This window comes from Variovorax sp. GW821-FHT09D05 (assembly GCF_059416325.1).
The window spans coordinates 130,388-146,240 of record NZ_JBWKOZ010000003.1 but is presented as its reverse complement, the minus strand read 5'-3'; the positions used below and the strand labels follow the sequence as shown (position 1 = coordinate 146,240).

Sequence of the window (15,853 nt, the reverse complement as noted above, 5' to 3'; positions counted from 1 at the left end):
CTTCCGGGCATTCCCTGTGCGGCGAAGAAAAGGGCGCTTGTACGCTGGCATTCCGCCTTTCACACTGGAGACTCTTCATGCAATTTGCTATCAAGTCAGTAGCTGCCTGTGCAATGTTGGTGAGCGCTGCCGCTGCATTCGCTCAGAAGGGCGAGACCGTCAAGATCGCCTGGCTCGACCCGCTGTCGGGCCTCATGGCCGCGGTCGGCACCAACCAGCTCAAGACCACGCAATTCCTTGCTGAAGAGTTCAACAAGAAGAACCAGTCGGGCGTGAAGTTCGAGATCATCGCGCTCGACAACAAGCTCAGCCCGCAGGAAACCACCGCCGCGCTGCGTTCCGCGCAAGACCAGGGCGCGCGCTACATCATGCAGGGCAACGGCTCCGGCCCCGCGCTAGCCATCATCGACGCCGTCGAGAAGAACAACGCGCGCAATCCGGGCAAGGAGCTGCTGTACATGAACTACGCGGCGGTCGACCCCGACCTGACCAACAGCAAGTGCAGCTACTGGCACTTCCGGCTGGACGCCGACACCTCCATGAAGATGGAGGCGCTGACCACCTGGATGAAGGACCAGCCCGACATCAAGAAGGTCTACATCCTCGGCCAGAACTACGCCCACGGCGTGCAGGTGTCCAAGTTCGCCAAGGAAGACCTGAAGGTGAAGCGCCCCGACATCCAGATCGTGGGCGACGACCTGCATCCGCTCGCGCAGGTGCGCGACTTCTCTCCGTACATCGCCAAGATCAAGTCTTCGGGCGCCGACACTGTCATCACCGGCAACTGGGGCTCCGACCTGTCGCTGCTCATCAAGGCGGCCAACGACTCGGGGCTGAACGTCAAGTTCCTGACCTACTACGCGCCGGGCGCGGGCACGCCCACGGCCATGGGCGCCACTTCCGACGGCAAGGTCTACACCGTCGCCTACGCCCACTACAACATGGGTGGAGAAATCCAGCAGCTGCTCGCCGGCTACAAGAAGCGCATGAACGACGATCTCACGCAGTCGTCGATCTATCACGTGTTCGCACTGCTCGACGCCGCCTTCGCCAAGACCAAGTCGACCGACCCGGTCAAGGTGGCCGCGGCGCTGGAGGGCATGAAGATCAAGAGCTTCAACGGCGAGGTCGAGATGCGCAAGGCCGACCACCAGCTGCAGCAGGGCCTGTACATCTCGCGCTGGGAAAAGGCCAGCGCCAAGTACCCCTACGACGCGGAGAACACCGGCTACACGAACGTTCCCGTGAAGTACTACGAATCGTACGTGGCGAGCACGCCCACGTCGTGCCAGATGAAGCGCCCCTAGGCGTCTTTGTGAACGCGTTTCCTACCCGTTGGTAGCAGCTGTCTACCAACGGGTAGCAAATTGGAGAAACGCGGTGTCGCATGCGCGATAGAAACGGGCCTTTGCAGCACCCCTCTTACGGGCATTCCCTGAGGGGAGGGGCTGCAAACGCTTGTACTCTCGTGCGGCGTTTTGAATCGGTTTGACCAGGAGATATAGATTGAAGTTCGCTCTGAAAATCGCTACCGCGGCCGTCATCGCGGCAACCGCCACCGGCGCCCTTGCCCAGAAGGGTGAAACCGTCAAGATCGCATGGCTCGACCCGTTGTCGGGCCTCATGGCCGCGGTCGGGACGAACCAGCTCAAGACCTTCCAGTTCTTTGCCGAAGAGTTCAACAAGAAGAATGCGGCAGGCGTGAAGTTCGAGATCATCGGCATCGACAACAAGCTCAGTCCGCAAGAGACCACCAGCGCACTGCGCTCGGCCCTCGACCAGGGCGCGCGCTACATCGTGCAGGGCAACGGCTCCGGCCCTGCGCTGGCCATCATCGACGCGCTCGAGAAGAACAACGCGCGCAATCCCGGCAAGGAAGCGCTGTACCTGAACTACGCCGCCGTCGACCCCGACCTGACCAACAGCAAGTGCAGCTACTGGCAGTACCGCTTCGACGCCGACACGTCGATGAAGATGGAAGCGCTGACCACCTACATGAAGGACCAGCCGGAAATCAAGAAGGTCTACCTGCTCAACCAGAACTACGCGCACGGCCAGCAGGTCTCCAAGTTCGCCAAGGAAAACCTCAAGAACAAGCGCCCCGACGTGCAGATCGTCGGCGACGACCTGCATCCGCTGGCCCAGGTGCGCGACTTCGCGCCGTACATCGCCAAGATCAAGGCCTCGGGCGCCGACACTGTCATCACCGGCAACTGGGGCTCCGACCTCGCGCTGTTGATCAAGTCGGCCAACGACTCGGGCCTGAACGTCAAGTTCTACACCTACTACGCCGTGACCAGCGGCACGCCGACCGCCATGGGCGCAGCGTCCGACGGCAAGGTGTACCAGGTCGGCTATGCCCACTACAACATGGGCGGCGACATGCAGAAGTACGCCGAAGAGTTCAAGAAGAAGTTCAACGACGACCTCTACACCACCGACGTCTACACCGTGTTCCAGGCGCTGACCGAAGCCTTCGTGAAGACCAAGTCGACCGACCCCGTCAAGGTGGCCGCCGCCATGGAAGGCATGAAGTTCAAGAGCTTCAACGGCGAGATCGAACTGCGCAAGACCGACCACCAGGCGCAGCAGGGCCTGTACATCGCCAAGTGGGAGAAGGCCAGCGCCAAGTACCCGTACAGCCCGGAGAACACCGGCTACACGCTGGCCCCGGTGAAGTACTACGACGCCTACGTGGCCAGCACGCCCACCTCCTGCCAGATGAAGCGGCCCGGCGGCGCCTCCTGATCGCCACCTGACAGGTCGAGGCCCGACTTCAACACTCGGGCCTTTTTCTTTTTTACCTGACACGAAAGACCGATGAACGTCGAATTCTTCGTCATCTCGCTGCTCAACGGCGTGAGCTACGGCTTGCTGTTGTTCATGCTGAGCTCTGGCCTCACGCTGATCTTCAGCATGATGGGCGTGCTCAATTTCGCGCACGCCAGCTTCTACATGCTGGGCGCCTATTTCGCCTACACGCTGTCGGGCGTCGTCGGTTTCTGGCCGGCGCTCTTCATCGCGCCGCTGCTGGTGTTCGCGCTGGGCGCGGCCTTCGAGCGCTACTGCCTGCGCCGGGTCCACAAGTTCGGCCATGTGCCCGAGCTGCTGGTGACCTTCGGTCTTTCGTACCTGATCCTCGAACTCGTGCAACTGGTGTGGGGCCGCTCCACGGTGCCGTACGGCCTGCCGTCGGCGCTGCAGGGCCCGCTCTTCTCGCTCTACGGCACGCAGTTTCCCAAGTCGCGCTCATTCATCATGCTGGTGGCGGTGCTGATGCTGGTGTCGGTGTGGCTGCTGCTCACACGCACGCGCATCGGCCTGGTCATCCAGGCGGCGCTGAAGCACCCCGACATGGTCGAGGCGCTGGGCCACAACGTGCCGCGCGTGTTCATGCTGGTGTTCGGCGGCGGCGCAGCGCTGGCTGGCCTCGCGGGCGTGGTCGGCGGCAACACCTACGTCACCGAGCCGGCCATGGCGGGTTCGGTCGGCTCCATCATCTTCGTGGTGGTGGTGGTCGGCGGCATGGGCTCGCTGGCAGGCGCCTTCCTGGCGTCGCTGATCATCGGCGTGGTGCAGACCTTCGCCGTGGCCATGGACCAGTCGCTTGCCACCGGCCTGCAGGCGCTCGGCGTGGCGGTGAGCGACCAGACCTTCGGCTATGAGCTGCTCAAGCTCACCATCTCGCAGGTGGCACCGATCCTGCCGTATCTGTTCCTGGTGCTGATCCTCATCTTCAGGCCCAAGGGTCTTCTCGGAACGCGGGAGGACTGACGCCATGAACACTGCAACCACCACAACCACGCCAGCCGCTTCGGCCACCAAGGCGCCGACGCAGTACTACCGCTTCAAGCCGCTGAACATCGGCCGCATCCTGATCTGGTCTTTCTTCGCGCTGCTGCTGATCGTGGCGCCGATGATCTTCACCAGCAGCCTGGCTCTCACCATGCTGTCGCAGATCGGCTACCTCATCATCATCTGCCTGAGCTACAACATGCTGCTGGGGCAGGGCGGCATGCTCAGCTTCGGGCATGCGGTGTACGTGGGCCTGGGCTCGTTCATCGCCATCCACGCGATGAACCTGGCCAGCGCCGGCAAGCTGCCGATTCCGCTGGTGCTCATCCCGCTCGTGGGCGGCCTGGGCGGCATGTTCTTCGCCGTGGTGTTCGGTTATGTGTCGACCAAGAAGTCGGGCACCACCTTCGCGATGATCACGCTCGGCCTCGGCGAGCTTGTTGCCGCCATGGCGCTGATGTTCCCGAGCTTCTTCGGCGGCGAGGGCGGCATCACCACCAACCGCGTGTACGGCGCCTCGGTCTTCGGCATCAACTTCGGGCCGCAGAACCAGGTGTATTACCTGATCGCCGTGTACTGCTTCATCTGCACCGGGCTGATGTTCGCCTTCACCGGCACGCCCCTCGGGCGCATGCTGAACGCGGTGCGCGACAACCCGGAGCGCGTGGAGTTCATCGGCTACAACACGCAGCGCGTGCGCTACTACGCCTTCATCATCGCGGGCTTCTTCGCGGGCATCGGCGGCGGGCTGGCGGCCATCAACTTCGAGATCGTGAATGCGGCCGACAGCCTGAACGGGCTGCGCTCGGGCAGCTACCTGCTGTTCACCTTCCTGGGCGGCGCGACCTTCTTCTTCGGGCCGATCATCGGCGCGGCATTGCTGGTGTTCGCGCTGGTGCTGCTGTCCGAACTCAGCAAGGCCTGGCTGCTGTACGTGGGCCTGGTGTTCCTGCTGATGGTGATGTTCGCGCCCGGCGGCGTGGCCAGCCTGATCATGATGAACGTGCGCGTGGCGCTGTTCGGCAAGATCAAGCGCTTCTACGCACTCTACGTGGGCCTCTTCATCGGTGCGGCCATCATGCTCGCGGGCGCTGCCGCCATCGTCGAGATGATCTATCACATGCAGCTGAATGCGGCGCTCGGGCCCGTGGTGCCGCTCGCGGGCCTGCAGCTCGATACCTCATCGGCCACTAGCTGGATCATCGCGGTGGCGCTGCTGGCGGTGGGCCTGGGCGTGTTCGAGGTGGTGCGCCGGCGCTTCGCGAAGGTCTGGGGCCATGCACAGGAAGAAATCGAAGCCGAGATCAAGCGGCGGGAGACGGCATGACCTATTCACTTGAACTCAAGAACCTGCGCAAGAGCTTCGGCAAGACCGACATCATCCGCGGCGTCGATCTGGCCGTGACGGCCGGCGAGCGCATCGCCATCATCGGGCCGAACGGCGCGGGCAAGTCCACGCTGTTCAACCTGATCAGCGGGCGGCTCACGCCCACCAGTGGCGAGGTGCTGCTCAACGGCCAGCGCATCGACGGCATGAAGCCGTACGAGATCAACCGCATGGGCCTGTCGCGCAGCTTCCAGATCACCAACATCTTCCCGAAGCTCACCGTCTTCGAGAACCTGCGCTGCGGCGTGCTGTGGAGCCTGGGCTACAAGTACACCTTCCTGCGCTTTCTCTCGAACCTCGACGACGCCAACGAGCGCACCGAAGAGCTCATCCGCCAGATCGGCCTGGAGAAGAAGCGCGACGTGCACGCGGTGAACCTCACCTACGCCGAGCAGCGCGCGCTGGAAATCGGCGTGACCATCGCGGGTGGCGCCAGCGTCATCCTGCTGGACGAGCCCACGGCGGGCATGAGCAAGACCGAAACCTCGCACTTCATCTCGCTCATCAAGCACGTCACGGTCGGCAAGACACTGCTGACGGTGGAGCACGACATGGGCGTGGTCTTCGGGCTGGCCGACAAGATCGCGGTGGTGGTGTACGGCGAAGTCATTGCCTTCGACACGCCTGCTGCCGTTCGTGCGAATGCGCGCGTGCAGGAGGCCTACCTCGGCTCGTCGGTTGCGGATGCACAAGGGGCGGGACACTGACATGCTGAAGCTCAAAGACATCCACGCCTACTACGGCAAGAGCCATGTGCTGCACGGCGTTTCGTTCGACGTGAACCCCGGCGAAATCGTCGCGCTGCTGGGCCGCAACGGCTCCGGCCGCTCGACCACGGCCAAGGCCATCATGGGCCTGGTGCATGCCGAGGGCGGCCTGCACTGGAAGGGGCAGGACATCCTGCGTCGCAAAGCCTACGAGATCGCCCATTTCGGCATCGGCTACGTGCCAGAGAACCGCGACATCTTCCCCAAGCTCACGGTGCACCAGAACCTGCTGCTGGGGCAGAAGGGCTCGGGCAAGGGCAGCCGCTGGTCGTTCGACGACATGTACGGCATGTTCCCGCGCCTGAAGGAGCGGCAGCACACCGAAGCGGGCGTGCTCTCGGGCGGCGAGCAGCAGATGCTCACGCTATGCCGCACGCTGATGGGCGACCCCGATCTCATCATCATCGACGAGCCAACCGAAGGCCTCGCGCCCAAGATCGTCGAGCTGGTGGGGCAGTACCTGCGCACGCTGAAGGACAAGGGCATCTCGGTGCTGCTGATCGAGCAGAAGCTCACCATTGCCATGCAGATTTCAGACCGCGCGCTCGTCATGGGCCACGGCAGCATCGTGTTCGACGGCACGCCGGACAGCCTGCGCGCCGATGCAACAACTCGCAAAGAGTGGTTGGAGGTTTAGGCAAACCCCCAGGCTTTGCGCACTTCGTGTCGCTACGCCAACCCCCTTGCAGGGGGCAACACCTGCGGGCCGGCAAAGCCGGTTCCGCGGTGTTTCCCGAAAGCCCCGCCCTCCTCATGGCGGGCCTTGTCTCTCCAGCGACTGCGTGCCATTGTTGGGCCACGCGAAACGCCTAGAATCCCCCGAAAAAGAACACTCGTGCTTTTTCTTCTTTTTCTTCACACACCAAGGAACGCAGCATGACGGCTGAATACAAAGTGCTCGGCGATATCGCCGTGATCACACTGACCAACCCTCCGGTCAACGGTCTCGGTTTCTCGACACGCATCGGCATCACCGATGGCCTGTCGAAGGCCAATGCCGACGACGCCGTCAAGGCCATCGTCATCACCGGCGCCGGCAAGGCTTTCTCGGGCGGCGCGGACATCAAGGAGTTCGGCACGCCCAAGGCGCTGCAAGAGCCCAACCTGCTGAGCGTGATCCTCGCGCTCGAAGCCTCTCCCAAGCCCATCGTCGCATCCATCCACTCGGTGTGCATGGGCGGCGGCCTCGAACTGGCCCTGGGCTGCCACTACCGCGTGGCTGCCCCCGGCACCAGCGTGGCACTGCCTGAAGTCAAGCTGGGCCTGCTGCCCGGCGCCGGCGGTACGCAGCGCCTGCCGCGCGTGCTCGGCGTGGAAACCGCACTGAACATGATCGTCAGCGGCGAGCCCGTGAAGAGCGAACTGCTCGCGAGCCTGCCCGGCCAGAAGCTGTTCGACAAGCTCGCCGCCTCGGCCGAATCGGTGTTCGAAGAAGCCGTGGCCTTCGCCAAGAGCGTGGCCGGCAAGACCGGTGAAGCGCTGCCGCTGGTGCGCAACCTGCCGTGCAAGCACCCGCAGGGCGACGCCTACTTCCAGTTCGCCAAGAACATGGTCGGCGGCATGTCGAAGAACTACCCGGCGCCGCTGAAGTGTGTCGACGCCGTGCAGGCCGCGACGAAGCTGAAGTTCGACGAAGGCATGGCCGAAGAACGCCGCCTGTTCACGGCGCTGATGTTCACGCCCGAATCGCTGGCCCTGCGCCACCTGTTCATGGCCGAGCGCGCCGCGAGCAAGATTCCCGACGTGCCCGAAGACACGCCCAAGCGCGAGATCAAGGCCGTTGGCGTGATCGGCGCCGGCACCATGGGTGGCGGTATCTCGATGAACTTCCTGAACGCGGGCATCCCCGTCAAGATCCTCGAGATGAAGCAGGAAGCGCTCGACCGCGGCGTTGCCACCATCAAGAAGAACTACGAAGCCCAGGTCAAGAAGGGCAAGCTCAAGCAGGACAAGTACGAGCAGCGCATGGCGCTCCTGAGCACCACGCTGAGCTACGACGACCTGAAGGACGCCGACCTCATCATCGAAGCCGTGTTCGAAGAAATCGGCGTGAAGGAAAAGGTCTTCAAGGAACTCGACCGCGTCGCCAAGAAGGGCGCGATCCTGGCCTCGAATACCTCGACGCTCGACGTCGACAAGATCGCCTCGTTCACCGACCGTCCGCAGGACGTGGTCGGCATGCACTTCTTCAGCCCCGCCAACGTGATGAAGCTGCTCGAAGTGGTGCGCGGCAAGGCCACCGCCAAGGACGTGCTCGCCACGGTCATGGACATCGGCAAGAAGATCAAGAAGACCTCGGTGGTCTCGGGCGTGTGCGACGGCTTCATCGGCAACCGCATGATCGAGCAGTACTCGCGCCAGGCCGGCTTCCTGCTGGACGAAGGCGCCACGCCGCAGCAGGTCGACAAGGCCGTCGAGAAGTTCGGCTTTGCCATGGGCCCGTTCCGCATGGGCGACCTGGCCGGCAACGACATCGGCTGGGCCATTCGCAAGCGCCGCGCCACCGAGCGCGCCGACATGAAGTACAGCCGCACGGCCGACAAGCTCTGCGAACTGGGCCGCTTCGGCCAGAAGACCGGGGCAGGGTGGTACGACTACCAGGCCGGCAAGCGCGACGCCATTCCGTCGGAACTCGTCAACAAGATGATCGAGGACCACCGCAAAGAGCTTGGCATCACGCCGCGCAAGATCTCCGATGAAGAGATCGTGCAGCGCCTGGTGTACGCCCTGGTGAACGAAGGCGCGCACATCCTGGAAGACGGCATTGCTTCGAAGTCTGGCGACATCGACATGGTGTACCTCACCGGCTACGGCTTTCCGATCTGGCGCGGCGGCCCGATGCACTACGCGTCGCAGGTCGGCCTGTACAACGTGGCCGAGACGATGAAGCGCTTTGCCAAGAACCCGCGTGATGACGGCGCGTTCTGGCAGCCTGCACCGCTGATCCAGAAGCTCGTGGCCGAAGGCAAGCAGTTCAGCTGATCCACGAAGGTAAAGGGACCGACCGCCAATGTTGAAACGCATCTTCTTCGGGCTGCTGCTGGCAATCGTCTTGCTGGTGGCCGCCGTGGCGGTCAAGACCTGGACCACACCGTCGCAGCAACTGGCGGTGGCGCCCGCGCCGAAGCTGGACATCGATCTGCAGGCAGCAGCCAAGCGGCTCTCTACAGCGATCACGTTCCGCACGGTGTCGGGCATGGACGATCCGGCTGCGAATGCGGCCGAGTTCGACAAGCTGCACGCGTTCCTCGCGCAGCAGTTCCCGAAGGTGCATGCCACTCTCAAGAAGGAAGTGGTCGGCAACAAGGCGCTGCTCTACACATGGACCGGCACCGATCCCTCTGCCAAGCCCATCGCATTGATGGCGCACCAGGACATGGTGCCCATTGCACCGGGCACCGAGAAGGCGTGGACGGTCGACCCCTTCGCGGGCGAGATCAAGGACGGCTTCATCTGGGGCCGTGGCACGCTCGACAACAAGAGCAATCTTTTCGCGCAGATGGAAGCCATCGAGCTGCTCATCGGCGCCGGCTTCAAGCCCAGGCAGACCGTCTATCTCGTGATGGGCGACGACGAAGAGGTGAGCGGCCTGCGCGGTGCGCTGCCTATTGCCGAACTGCTCAAGTCGCGCAACGTGCGCCTCGACTGGGTGCTCGACGAAGGCCTGCTGGTGCTCGACGGCGTGCTGCCGGGCCTGAGCAAGCCCGCTGCGCTCATCGGCCTGGCTGAAAAGGGCTATGGCACCTTCTTCCTCTCGCTCGACACCTCCCCCGGCCACTCGTCGATGCCGCCGCAGCACAGCGCCATCGGCAGCATGAGCGCGGCGCTGGCACGGCTCGAAGCCAACCCGATGCCCGGTGGCATCAAGGGCGTGGCCGGCCAGATGTTCGGCGCGCTCGCGCCCGAGATGAGTGGCGTCAATCGCGTGATGCTGTCCAACCTGTGGCTCACGGAGCCGCTGGTGCGCGGCCAGCTCGAGAAGAGCCCGAGCAGCAATGCCATGCTGCGCACGACCACCGCGCTGACCATCGTTCGCGCCGGCAACAAGGACAACGTGCTGCCCGGCCGCGCCGAGGCCGCTGTCAACTTCCGCATCCTGCCGGGTGACACGCTCGCCAGCGTCGAGGCCCACTTGCGCAAGACGCTGGCCAACGACGACATCAAGATCAAGCAGTACCCCGGCAACGCCGAGCCGTCGCCCGTGTCGGCGACCGACGGCACCGGCTACCGCGCGATCCAGCAGGCCGTGCGCCAGACCTTCCCCGATGCGGTGGTGGCCCCCGGCCTCATGACCGCCGCTACCGACTCGCGCCACTTCAGCCTCGTGAGCGATGCCGTCTTCCGCTTCTCGCCGTTCCGCGTGAAGGGCGAAGACCTGGCGCGCTTTCACGGCAACAACGAACGCCTGGCCATCTCGAACTACGGCGAGATGATCGGCTTCTATCACCAGCTCCTGAGCAACACCAACGCTGCTCCGGCGCAATGACGACAACCTCTTTTCCCTTCCATCTGCTTCAAAGGACCTCACCATGACCAGCGCCGTCATTGTTTCCACCGCCCGCACGCCGCTCGCGAAGAGCTGGAAGGGTGCCTTCAACATGACGCACGGCGCCACGCTCGGCGGCCACGCCGTGCAGCACGCGGTGCAGCGCGCCGGCATCGACCCTGCTTCGGTGGACGACGTCATCATGGGCTGCGCCACGCCCGAAGGCGCGACAGGCTCCAACATCGCGCGCCAGATCGCGCTGCGCGCCGGCCTGCCGATCACCACTTCGGGCATGACCATCAACCGTTTCTGCTCGTCGGGCCTGCAGACCATCGCCACCGCCGCCCAGCGCATCATCGCGGGCGAGGGCGAGGTGTACGTGGCCGGCGGCGTCGAGAGCATCTCGTGCGTGCAGAACGAAGCCAACAAGCACATGCTGGCCGACCCGTGGCTCGTGAAGCACAAGCCCGAGATCTACTGGAACATGCTGCAGACGGCCGAGCAGGTCGCCAAGCGCTACAACATCGGCCGCGACGCCATGGACGAATACGGCGCCGCCAGCCAGCAGAAGGCCACCGCCGCGCTGGAAGCCGGCCGCTTCAAGGACGAGATCGCCCCCATCACCGTGCTGGCCGGCGTGGCCGACCCTGTGCTGGGCCTGCGCACCAAGGAAGTCACCATCGAGAACGATGAAGGCATCCGCGCCGGCACCACCAAGGAAGGCATCAGCGGCATCCGCTCGGCCATTCCCGGCGGCCTGATCTCGGCCGGCAATGCCAGCCAGTTCTCCGACGGCGGCGGCGCCTGCGTGGTGGTCGACGAGAAGTACGCCGAGCAGAAGGGCCTGAAGCCCCTGGGCCGCTTCCTCGGCTTCGCCGTGGCCGGCTGCGAGCCCGACGAAATGGGCATCGGCCCCGTGTTCGCGATTCCGAAGGTGCTCAAGCGCCTGGGCCTCACGGTCAACGACATCGACCTGTGGGAGCTGAACGAAGCCTTCGCCGTGCAGGTGATCTACTGCCGCGACAAGCTCGGCATTCCGGCCGACCGCCTGAACGTGGACGGCGGCGCCATTGCCGTGGGCCACCCCTACGGTGTGAGCGGCCAGCGCCTGACGGGCCACGCGCTCATCGAAGGCAAGCGCCGCGGCGCCAAGAAGGTCGTGGTCACGATGTGCATCGGCGGCGGCATGGGCGCTGCGGGCGTGTTCGAGGTCTTGTAATCATGTCCGGCTTGGGCCACGACCAGGAGGTCTCGCCCGAAGCCGTTCTGGCCTACGGGCGCCGCATGCTTGCATCGCAGCCGTTCAGCGTGCTGATCGGCGCGCAGTTGCACGCGCTGGCGCCGGACTATGTGGAGCTCCAGCTACCGCTCACGGCGCAGCTGAAGCAGCAGAACGGCTTTGCCCACGGCGGCATCGTGAGCTACATGGCCGACAACGCGCTCACCTTTGCCGGTGGCAGCGCGTTGCGCGTGCCGGTGGTGACTTCCGAATTCAAGATCAACTATGTGCGGCCCGCTCTTGGCGAGCGCCTGATCGCACGCGCCAGGACGGCCCATTCCGGCAGTTCGCAGGCCGTTTGCACCTGCGAGGTGTTCGTGGTGAACGACGGTGCAGAGAAGCTCTGCGCGCTGGCGCAGGGCACCATCGCGAAACTGCCCGACCCCTCGAAAAAGTAGCAAGAAGAGACACCCTCATGAGCCTGCGTTCCACCCTCGACTTCCTGCTCTACGACTGGCTCGACGCCGAGTCGCTCAACCAGCGCGAACGCTTTGCCGACCACTCGCGCGAGACCTTCGACGCGGTGCTCGATACCTGCGAGCGCATTGCGCGCGAAAAGTACGCGCCGTTCAACCGCACGGTAGACACGCAGGAGCCGCATTTCGACGGCGAAAAAGTCATCCTGCCGCAGGCCACGCATGACGCGCACAAGGCTTTCGTCGAGTCGGGAATGATGAGCGCGGCGCAAGACTACGACATCGGTGGCATGCAGCTGCCGTACACGCTCTCTGCCGCGGCCAACAGCTTCTTCGCGATGGCCTCCGTGAGCATCGGCTCCAACATGCTCACGAGCGGCAACGCCAACCTGCTGATGGTGCACGGCACCGAGATGCAGAAAGAGGTGTTCGCCAAGAACGAGTTCTCGGGCCGCTGGGCCGGCACCATGTGCCTGTCGGAGCCGCAGGCCGGTTCGTCGCTGAGCGACGTGGCCACGCGCGCAGTGCCCGACGGCGTTGACTTTCAGGACGACCCGCTGGGCCCGCGCTATCGCCTCACGGGCAACAAGATGTGGATCTCGTCGGGCGACCACGAGCTGACCGAGAACATCGTGCACATCGTGCTCGCCAAGATCCCCGACGAGAACGGCAAGCTTGTGCCGGGCACGCGTGGTATCTCGCTCTTCATCGTGCCCAAGCGCATGGTCGATACCAAGGGCGAGCTGACGGGCCAGCGCAACGACGTTGCGCTCGCGGGCCTGAACCACAAGCTGGGCTGGCGCGGCACCACCAACACGCTGCTGAACTTCGGCGAGGGCAAGTACCCGGTCGACGGCAAGGCCGGTGCCGTGGGCTACTTGGTCGGCGCGCCCGGCAAGGGCCTGCACTGCATGTTCCACATGATGAACGAGGCGCGCATCGGCGTCGGCACGGCCGCCACCATGCTCGGCATGGCGGGCTACCACGCCTCGCTCGAATACGCCAAGAGCCGCCCGCAGGGCCGGCTGGTGAAGAAGCCGGATGCAGCAGGGGCCGCAGTCGCCAAGGACTCGGCCGCGCCGCAGGTGCGCATCATTGAGCACGCCGACGTGCGGCGCATGCTGCTGGCCCAGAAGGCGTATTGCGAAGGCGCTCTGGCGCTGGAACTGTACTGCGCCCGGCTGGTCGACGAGCAGAAGACCGGCGACGCGCAGGCCGCCGACGACGCGCGCCTGTTGCTCGAAGTGCTCACGCCCATCGCCAAGAGCTGGCCCAGCGAGTGGTGCCTGGAGGCCAATTCGCTGGCCATCCAGGTGCATGGCGGCTACGGCTACACGCGCGACTTTCCGGTGGAGCAGTACTGGCGCGACAACCGCCTGAACATGATTCACGAGGGCACCCACGGCATCCAGGCGGCCGACCTGCTGGGCCGCAAGGTGCTGATGGAAAAGGGCCGTGGCCTGCAACTGCTGGCCGGGCGCATGACCGACACCATCGGGCGCGCCGCCAAGGTGCCGGCATTGGCCGCTCATGCCAAGGCGCTGGGCGCCGCGCTGCAGCGCATCGGCAGCGCCACCGAGGCCGCATGGTCCACCGGCGACCCGGCCGACGCGCTGGCCAACGCTGTGCCGTACATGCAGGCCTTCGGCCACACGGTGCTGGCGTGGATCTGGCTCGACGTGGCCCAGATGGCCCTGCAGACCGACGGTGAAAAGGCGAGGGCGGTAACAGCTGGCAAGATCGGCGCCACGGACTACTTCTTCCACTACGAGCTGCCGAAAATCGGCGCATGGCTCAACGTGGTCGAAACCCGCGACCCGACCTGTACAGCTTTGCCCGAGGACGCCTTCTGATGGCCACTACCGATTCGCCGAACGCCAACCCCAACAACAACACCCCCGCCGTCAAACCTCCCAAGCCGCACGCGCGGCTCGAGAAGTGGATCTGGATCCTGATCTACGGCGGCCTGTTCGTCGTGATCCTGGGCATTGCCACCGGCCGCACCGACGCCGCGCTGGGCTGGTCCCTCGCAGTGCCTGGCGGTGTCGTGGCGCTGGTCGGCTTCGTGCTGATCTACGTGCGCTCGCGGCTGCCCAACACCCCGACCAAGTAAAAAAGAGGCCCGCCATGCTCAAGCACATCGTGATGTGGAAGTTCAAGGAACATGCCGAGGGCACCGACAAGGCGACCAACCTGCTGAAGGCCAAGGCGCTGCTCGACGCCTGCGCCAAGCTGTCGCCCGGCACGCTGCGCTTCGAGGTGGCCATTGCCCAGCCCGGGCTGGAAGCGACCTACGACCTGGTCCTGTACTCGGAATTCACCGACTCCGCCGCGCTCGCGGCCTATTCGGACCACCCGCAGCACGTGGCCCTGAAGCCTTTCATCGGCGCCGTGCGTGAAGCCCGCCAGTGCATGGACTACGAGATCTGAGCCTGACATTCAAAACCGGAGACACCTCATGACGCCCCGCAACATCAAGCAGCTGTTCGACCTCACCGGCAAGACTGCCCTCATCACCGGCGGCTCGCGCGGCCTGGGCCTGCAGATGGCCCACGCGCTGGGCGAAGCCGGCGCGAAGATCATGCTGAGCTCGCGCAAGGCCGACGACCTGGAGCAGGCCGCCGCCGAACTTCAAGCCGCCGGCATCGACGCGCGCTGGATTGCCGCCGACTGTTCGAAGGAAGAAGACACCCGCCGCCTGGCCGACGAGACGCTGCAGCGCATGGGCGCAGTCGACATCCTCATCAACAATGCGGGCGCCAGCTGGGGTTCGCCGGCCGAGAGCCACCCGGTCGAGGCCTGGGACAAGGTGATGAACCTCAACGTGCGCGGCTATTTCATCTTGTCGCAGCAGATCGCCAACGGCTACATGATTCCGAAGAAGACCGGCCGCATCATCAACATCGCCTCGATCGCCGGGCTGAACGGCAACCCGCCTGAAATGCAGACGCTGGCCTACAACACCTCCAAGACCGCGGTCATCGGCTTCACCCGCACGCTGGCCGCCGAATGGGGCCGCTACGGCATCAATGTGAACGCGATCTGCCCCGGCTTCTTCATGACGAAGATGGCCGCCGGTCTCATCAAGTCGCTGGGCGAGGAAAAGATGGCCGCGCAGGCCCCGCTCGGCCGCCTGGGCGACGAGGAAGACCTGAAGGGCCTGACGCTGCTCTTCGCGAGCGATGCAGGCAAGCACATCACCGGCCAGTGGCTGGCTGTGGACGGTGGCGTGAGCGTGGTGCTGGGTGCGGCCTGACATGTCTTCTTCAGATTCCAGCGACATCAACATCCGCTCGTACACGAGCCAGATCCCGTTCGCGCGCCACCTGGGCTTCGAGCTGACGAAGTTCGAGGGCGGCGAGTCGGAGATCATCTACACGGCGAAGCCCGAGCACCTGAACACCTTCGACGTGACGCACGGCGGCGCCTGCATGACGCTGCTCGACATCACGATGGCAGCAGCCGCGCGCAGCGTGGCGCCCGAGACGGGCGTGGTCACCATCGAGATGAAGACCAGCTTCATGCAGCCTTCGGTTGGCCCGCTGCACGCACGCGGCACGCTCATTCACAGGACGGCGACGCTGGCTTTCACCGAGGCCAAAATCTACGACGAACAGGAGCGCGTGTGCGCCCACGCCACCGGCACCTTCAAGTACGTGAAGCGCCGGCTGCCGACCGGCCCCGCCAGCGCCAACGAGATGCGCCCGCCGTCGACCGACTGAC

Annotated in this window: 15 protein-coding genes; all 15 read left to right on the top strand. The window is 64.7% G+C overall.

Features of this window, described 5'->3' with window-relative positions:
* Positions 1-77: 77 nt before the first annotated feature.
* The 15 genes from AC07O3_RS08620 to AC07O3_RS08550 all read left to right on the top strand — a co-directional run bounded on the left by AC07O3_RS08620 (position 78) and on the right by AC07O3_RS08550 (position 15,852).
* A complete protein-coding gene (locus tag AC07O3_RS08620) occupies positions 78-1,307 on the top strand; it encodes a branched-chain amino acid ABC transporter substrate-binding protein (protein WP_495339098.1) in 1,230 nt (409 codons plus the stop codon).
* Positions 1,308-1,506: 199 nt separating this feature from the next.
* On the top strand, positions 1,507-2,748 hold the full coding sequence (locus AC07O3_RS08615) for a branched-chain amino acid ABC transporter substrate-binding protein (RefSeq protein WP_093056897.1): 1,242 nt from the start codon (positions 1,507-1,509) through the stop codon (positions 2,746-2,748).
* A 72-nt stretch (positions 2,749-2,820) separates the two neighbouring features.
* Positions 2,821-3,774, top strand: coding sequence for a branched-chain amino acid ABC transporter permease (locus tag AC07O3_RS08610; protein ID WP_093056896.1), 954 nt, complete (start codon positions 2,821-2,823; stop codon positions 3,772-3,774).
* Positions 3,775-3,778: 4 nt separating this feature from the next.
* A complete protein-coding gene (locus AC07O3_RS08605; RefSeq protein ID WP_093173368.1) occupies positions 3,779-5,122 on the top strand; it encodes a branched-chain amino acid ABC transporter permease in 1,344 nt (447 codons plus the stop codon).
* Positions 5,119-5,889 carry an ABC transporter ATP-binding protein gene (locus AC07O3_RS08600; protein WP_093074023.1) on the top strand — a complete coding sequence of 257 codons (771 nt, stop codon included), beginning with the start codon at positions 5,119-5,121 and terminating at the stop codon, positions 5,887-5,889. The genes AC07O3_RS08605 and AC07O3_RS08600 overlap by 4 nt, the downstream gene beginning before the upstream one ends.
* A gap of 1 nt (position 5,890) precedes the next feature.
* Positions 5,891-6,586 (top strand): ABC transporter ATP-binding protein, encoded by a 696-nt coding sequence (locus AC07O3_RS08595; RefSeq protein ID WP_093056893.1) that lies wholly within the window; start codon positions 5,891-5,893, stop codon positions 6,584-6,586.
* Between the two features lie 239 nt (positions 6,587-6,825).
* Complete coding sequence (locus AC07O3_RS08590) at positions 6,826-8,931, top strand: 3-hydroxyacyl-CoA dehydrogenase NAD-binding domain-containing protein (RefSeq protein ID WP_093074025.1); 2,106 nt, start codon at positions 6,826-6,828, stop codon at positions 8,929-8,931.
* A 28-nt stretch (positions 8,932-8,959) separates the two neighbouring features.
* Positions 8,960-10,435, top strand: coding sequence for a M20 family peptidase (locus tag AC07O3_RS08585; RefSeq protein WP_495339097.1), 1,476 nt, complete (start codon positions 8,960-8,962; stop codon positions 10,433-10,435).
* A 43-nt stretch (positions 10,436-10,478) separates the two neighbouring features.
* The gene (locus AC07O3_RS08580; RefSeq protein WP_093056890.1) at positions 10,479-11,654 is read left to right on the top strand and encodes an acetyl-CoA C-acyltransferase; all 1,176 of its coding nucleotides are present in this window, start codon (positions 10,479-10,481) and stop codon (positions 11,652-11,654) included.
* Positions 11,655-11,656: 2 nt separating this feature from the next.
* A complete protein-coding gene (locus AC07O3_RS08575; RefSeq protein WP_495339096.1) occupies positions 11,657-12,112 on the top strand; it encodes a PaaI family thioesterase in 456 nt (151 codons plus the stop codon).
* Positions 12,113-12,129: 17 nt separating this feature from the next.
* Entirely contained in the window at positions 12,130-13,983 is a 1,854-nt protein-coding gene (locus AC07O3_RS08570; protein WP_495339095.1) for an acyl-CoA dehydrogenase, read from the top strand.
* Positions 13,983-14,243, top strand: a complete 261-nt coding sequence (locus tag AC07O3_RS08565; protein WP_495339094.1) for a hypothetical protein — start codon at positions 13,983-13,985, stop codon at positions 14,241-14,243. Before AC07O3_RS08570 ends, AC07O3_RS08565 begins: the two co-directional genes overlap by 1 nt.
* 14 nt (positions 14,244-14,257) lie before the next feature.
* A complete protein-coding gene (locus tag AC07O3_RS08560; protein ID WP_093074035.1) occupies positions 14,258-14,560 on the top strand; it encodes a Dabb family protein in 303 nt (100 codons plus the stop codon).
* A gap of 28 nt (positions 14,561-14,588) precedes the next feature.
* A complete protein-coding gene (locus AC07O3_RS08555) occupies positions 14,589-15,386 on the top strand; it encodes an SDR family oxidoreductase (RefSeq protein ID WP_093056885.1) in 798 nt (265 codons plus the stop codon).
* 1 nt (position 15,387) lies between these two features.
* The gene (locus tag AC07O3_RS08550) at positions 15,388-15,852 is read left to right on the top strand and encodes a PaaI family thioesterase (protein ID WP_093056884.1); all 465 of its coding nucleotides are present in this window, start codon (positions 15,388-15,390) and stop codon (positions 15,850-15,852) included.
* The last annotated feature ends 1 nt before the right edge of the window (position 15,853 follow it).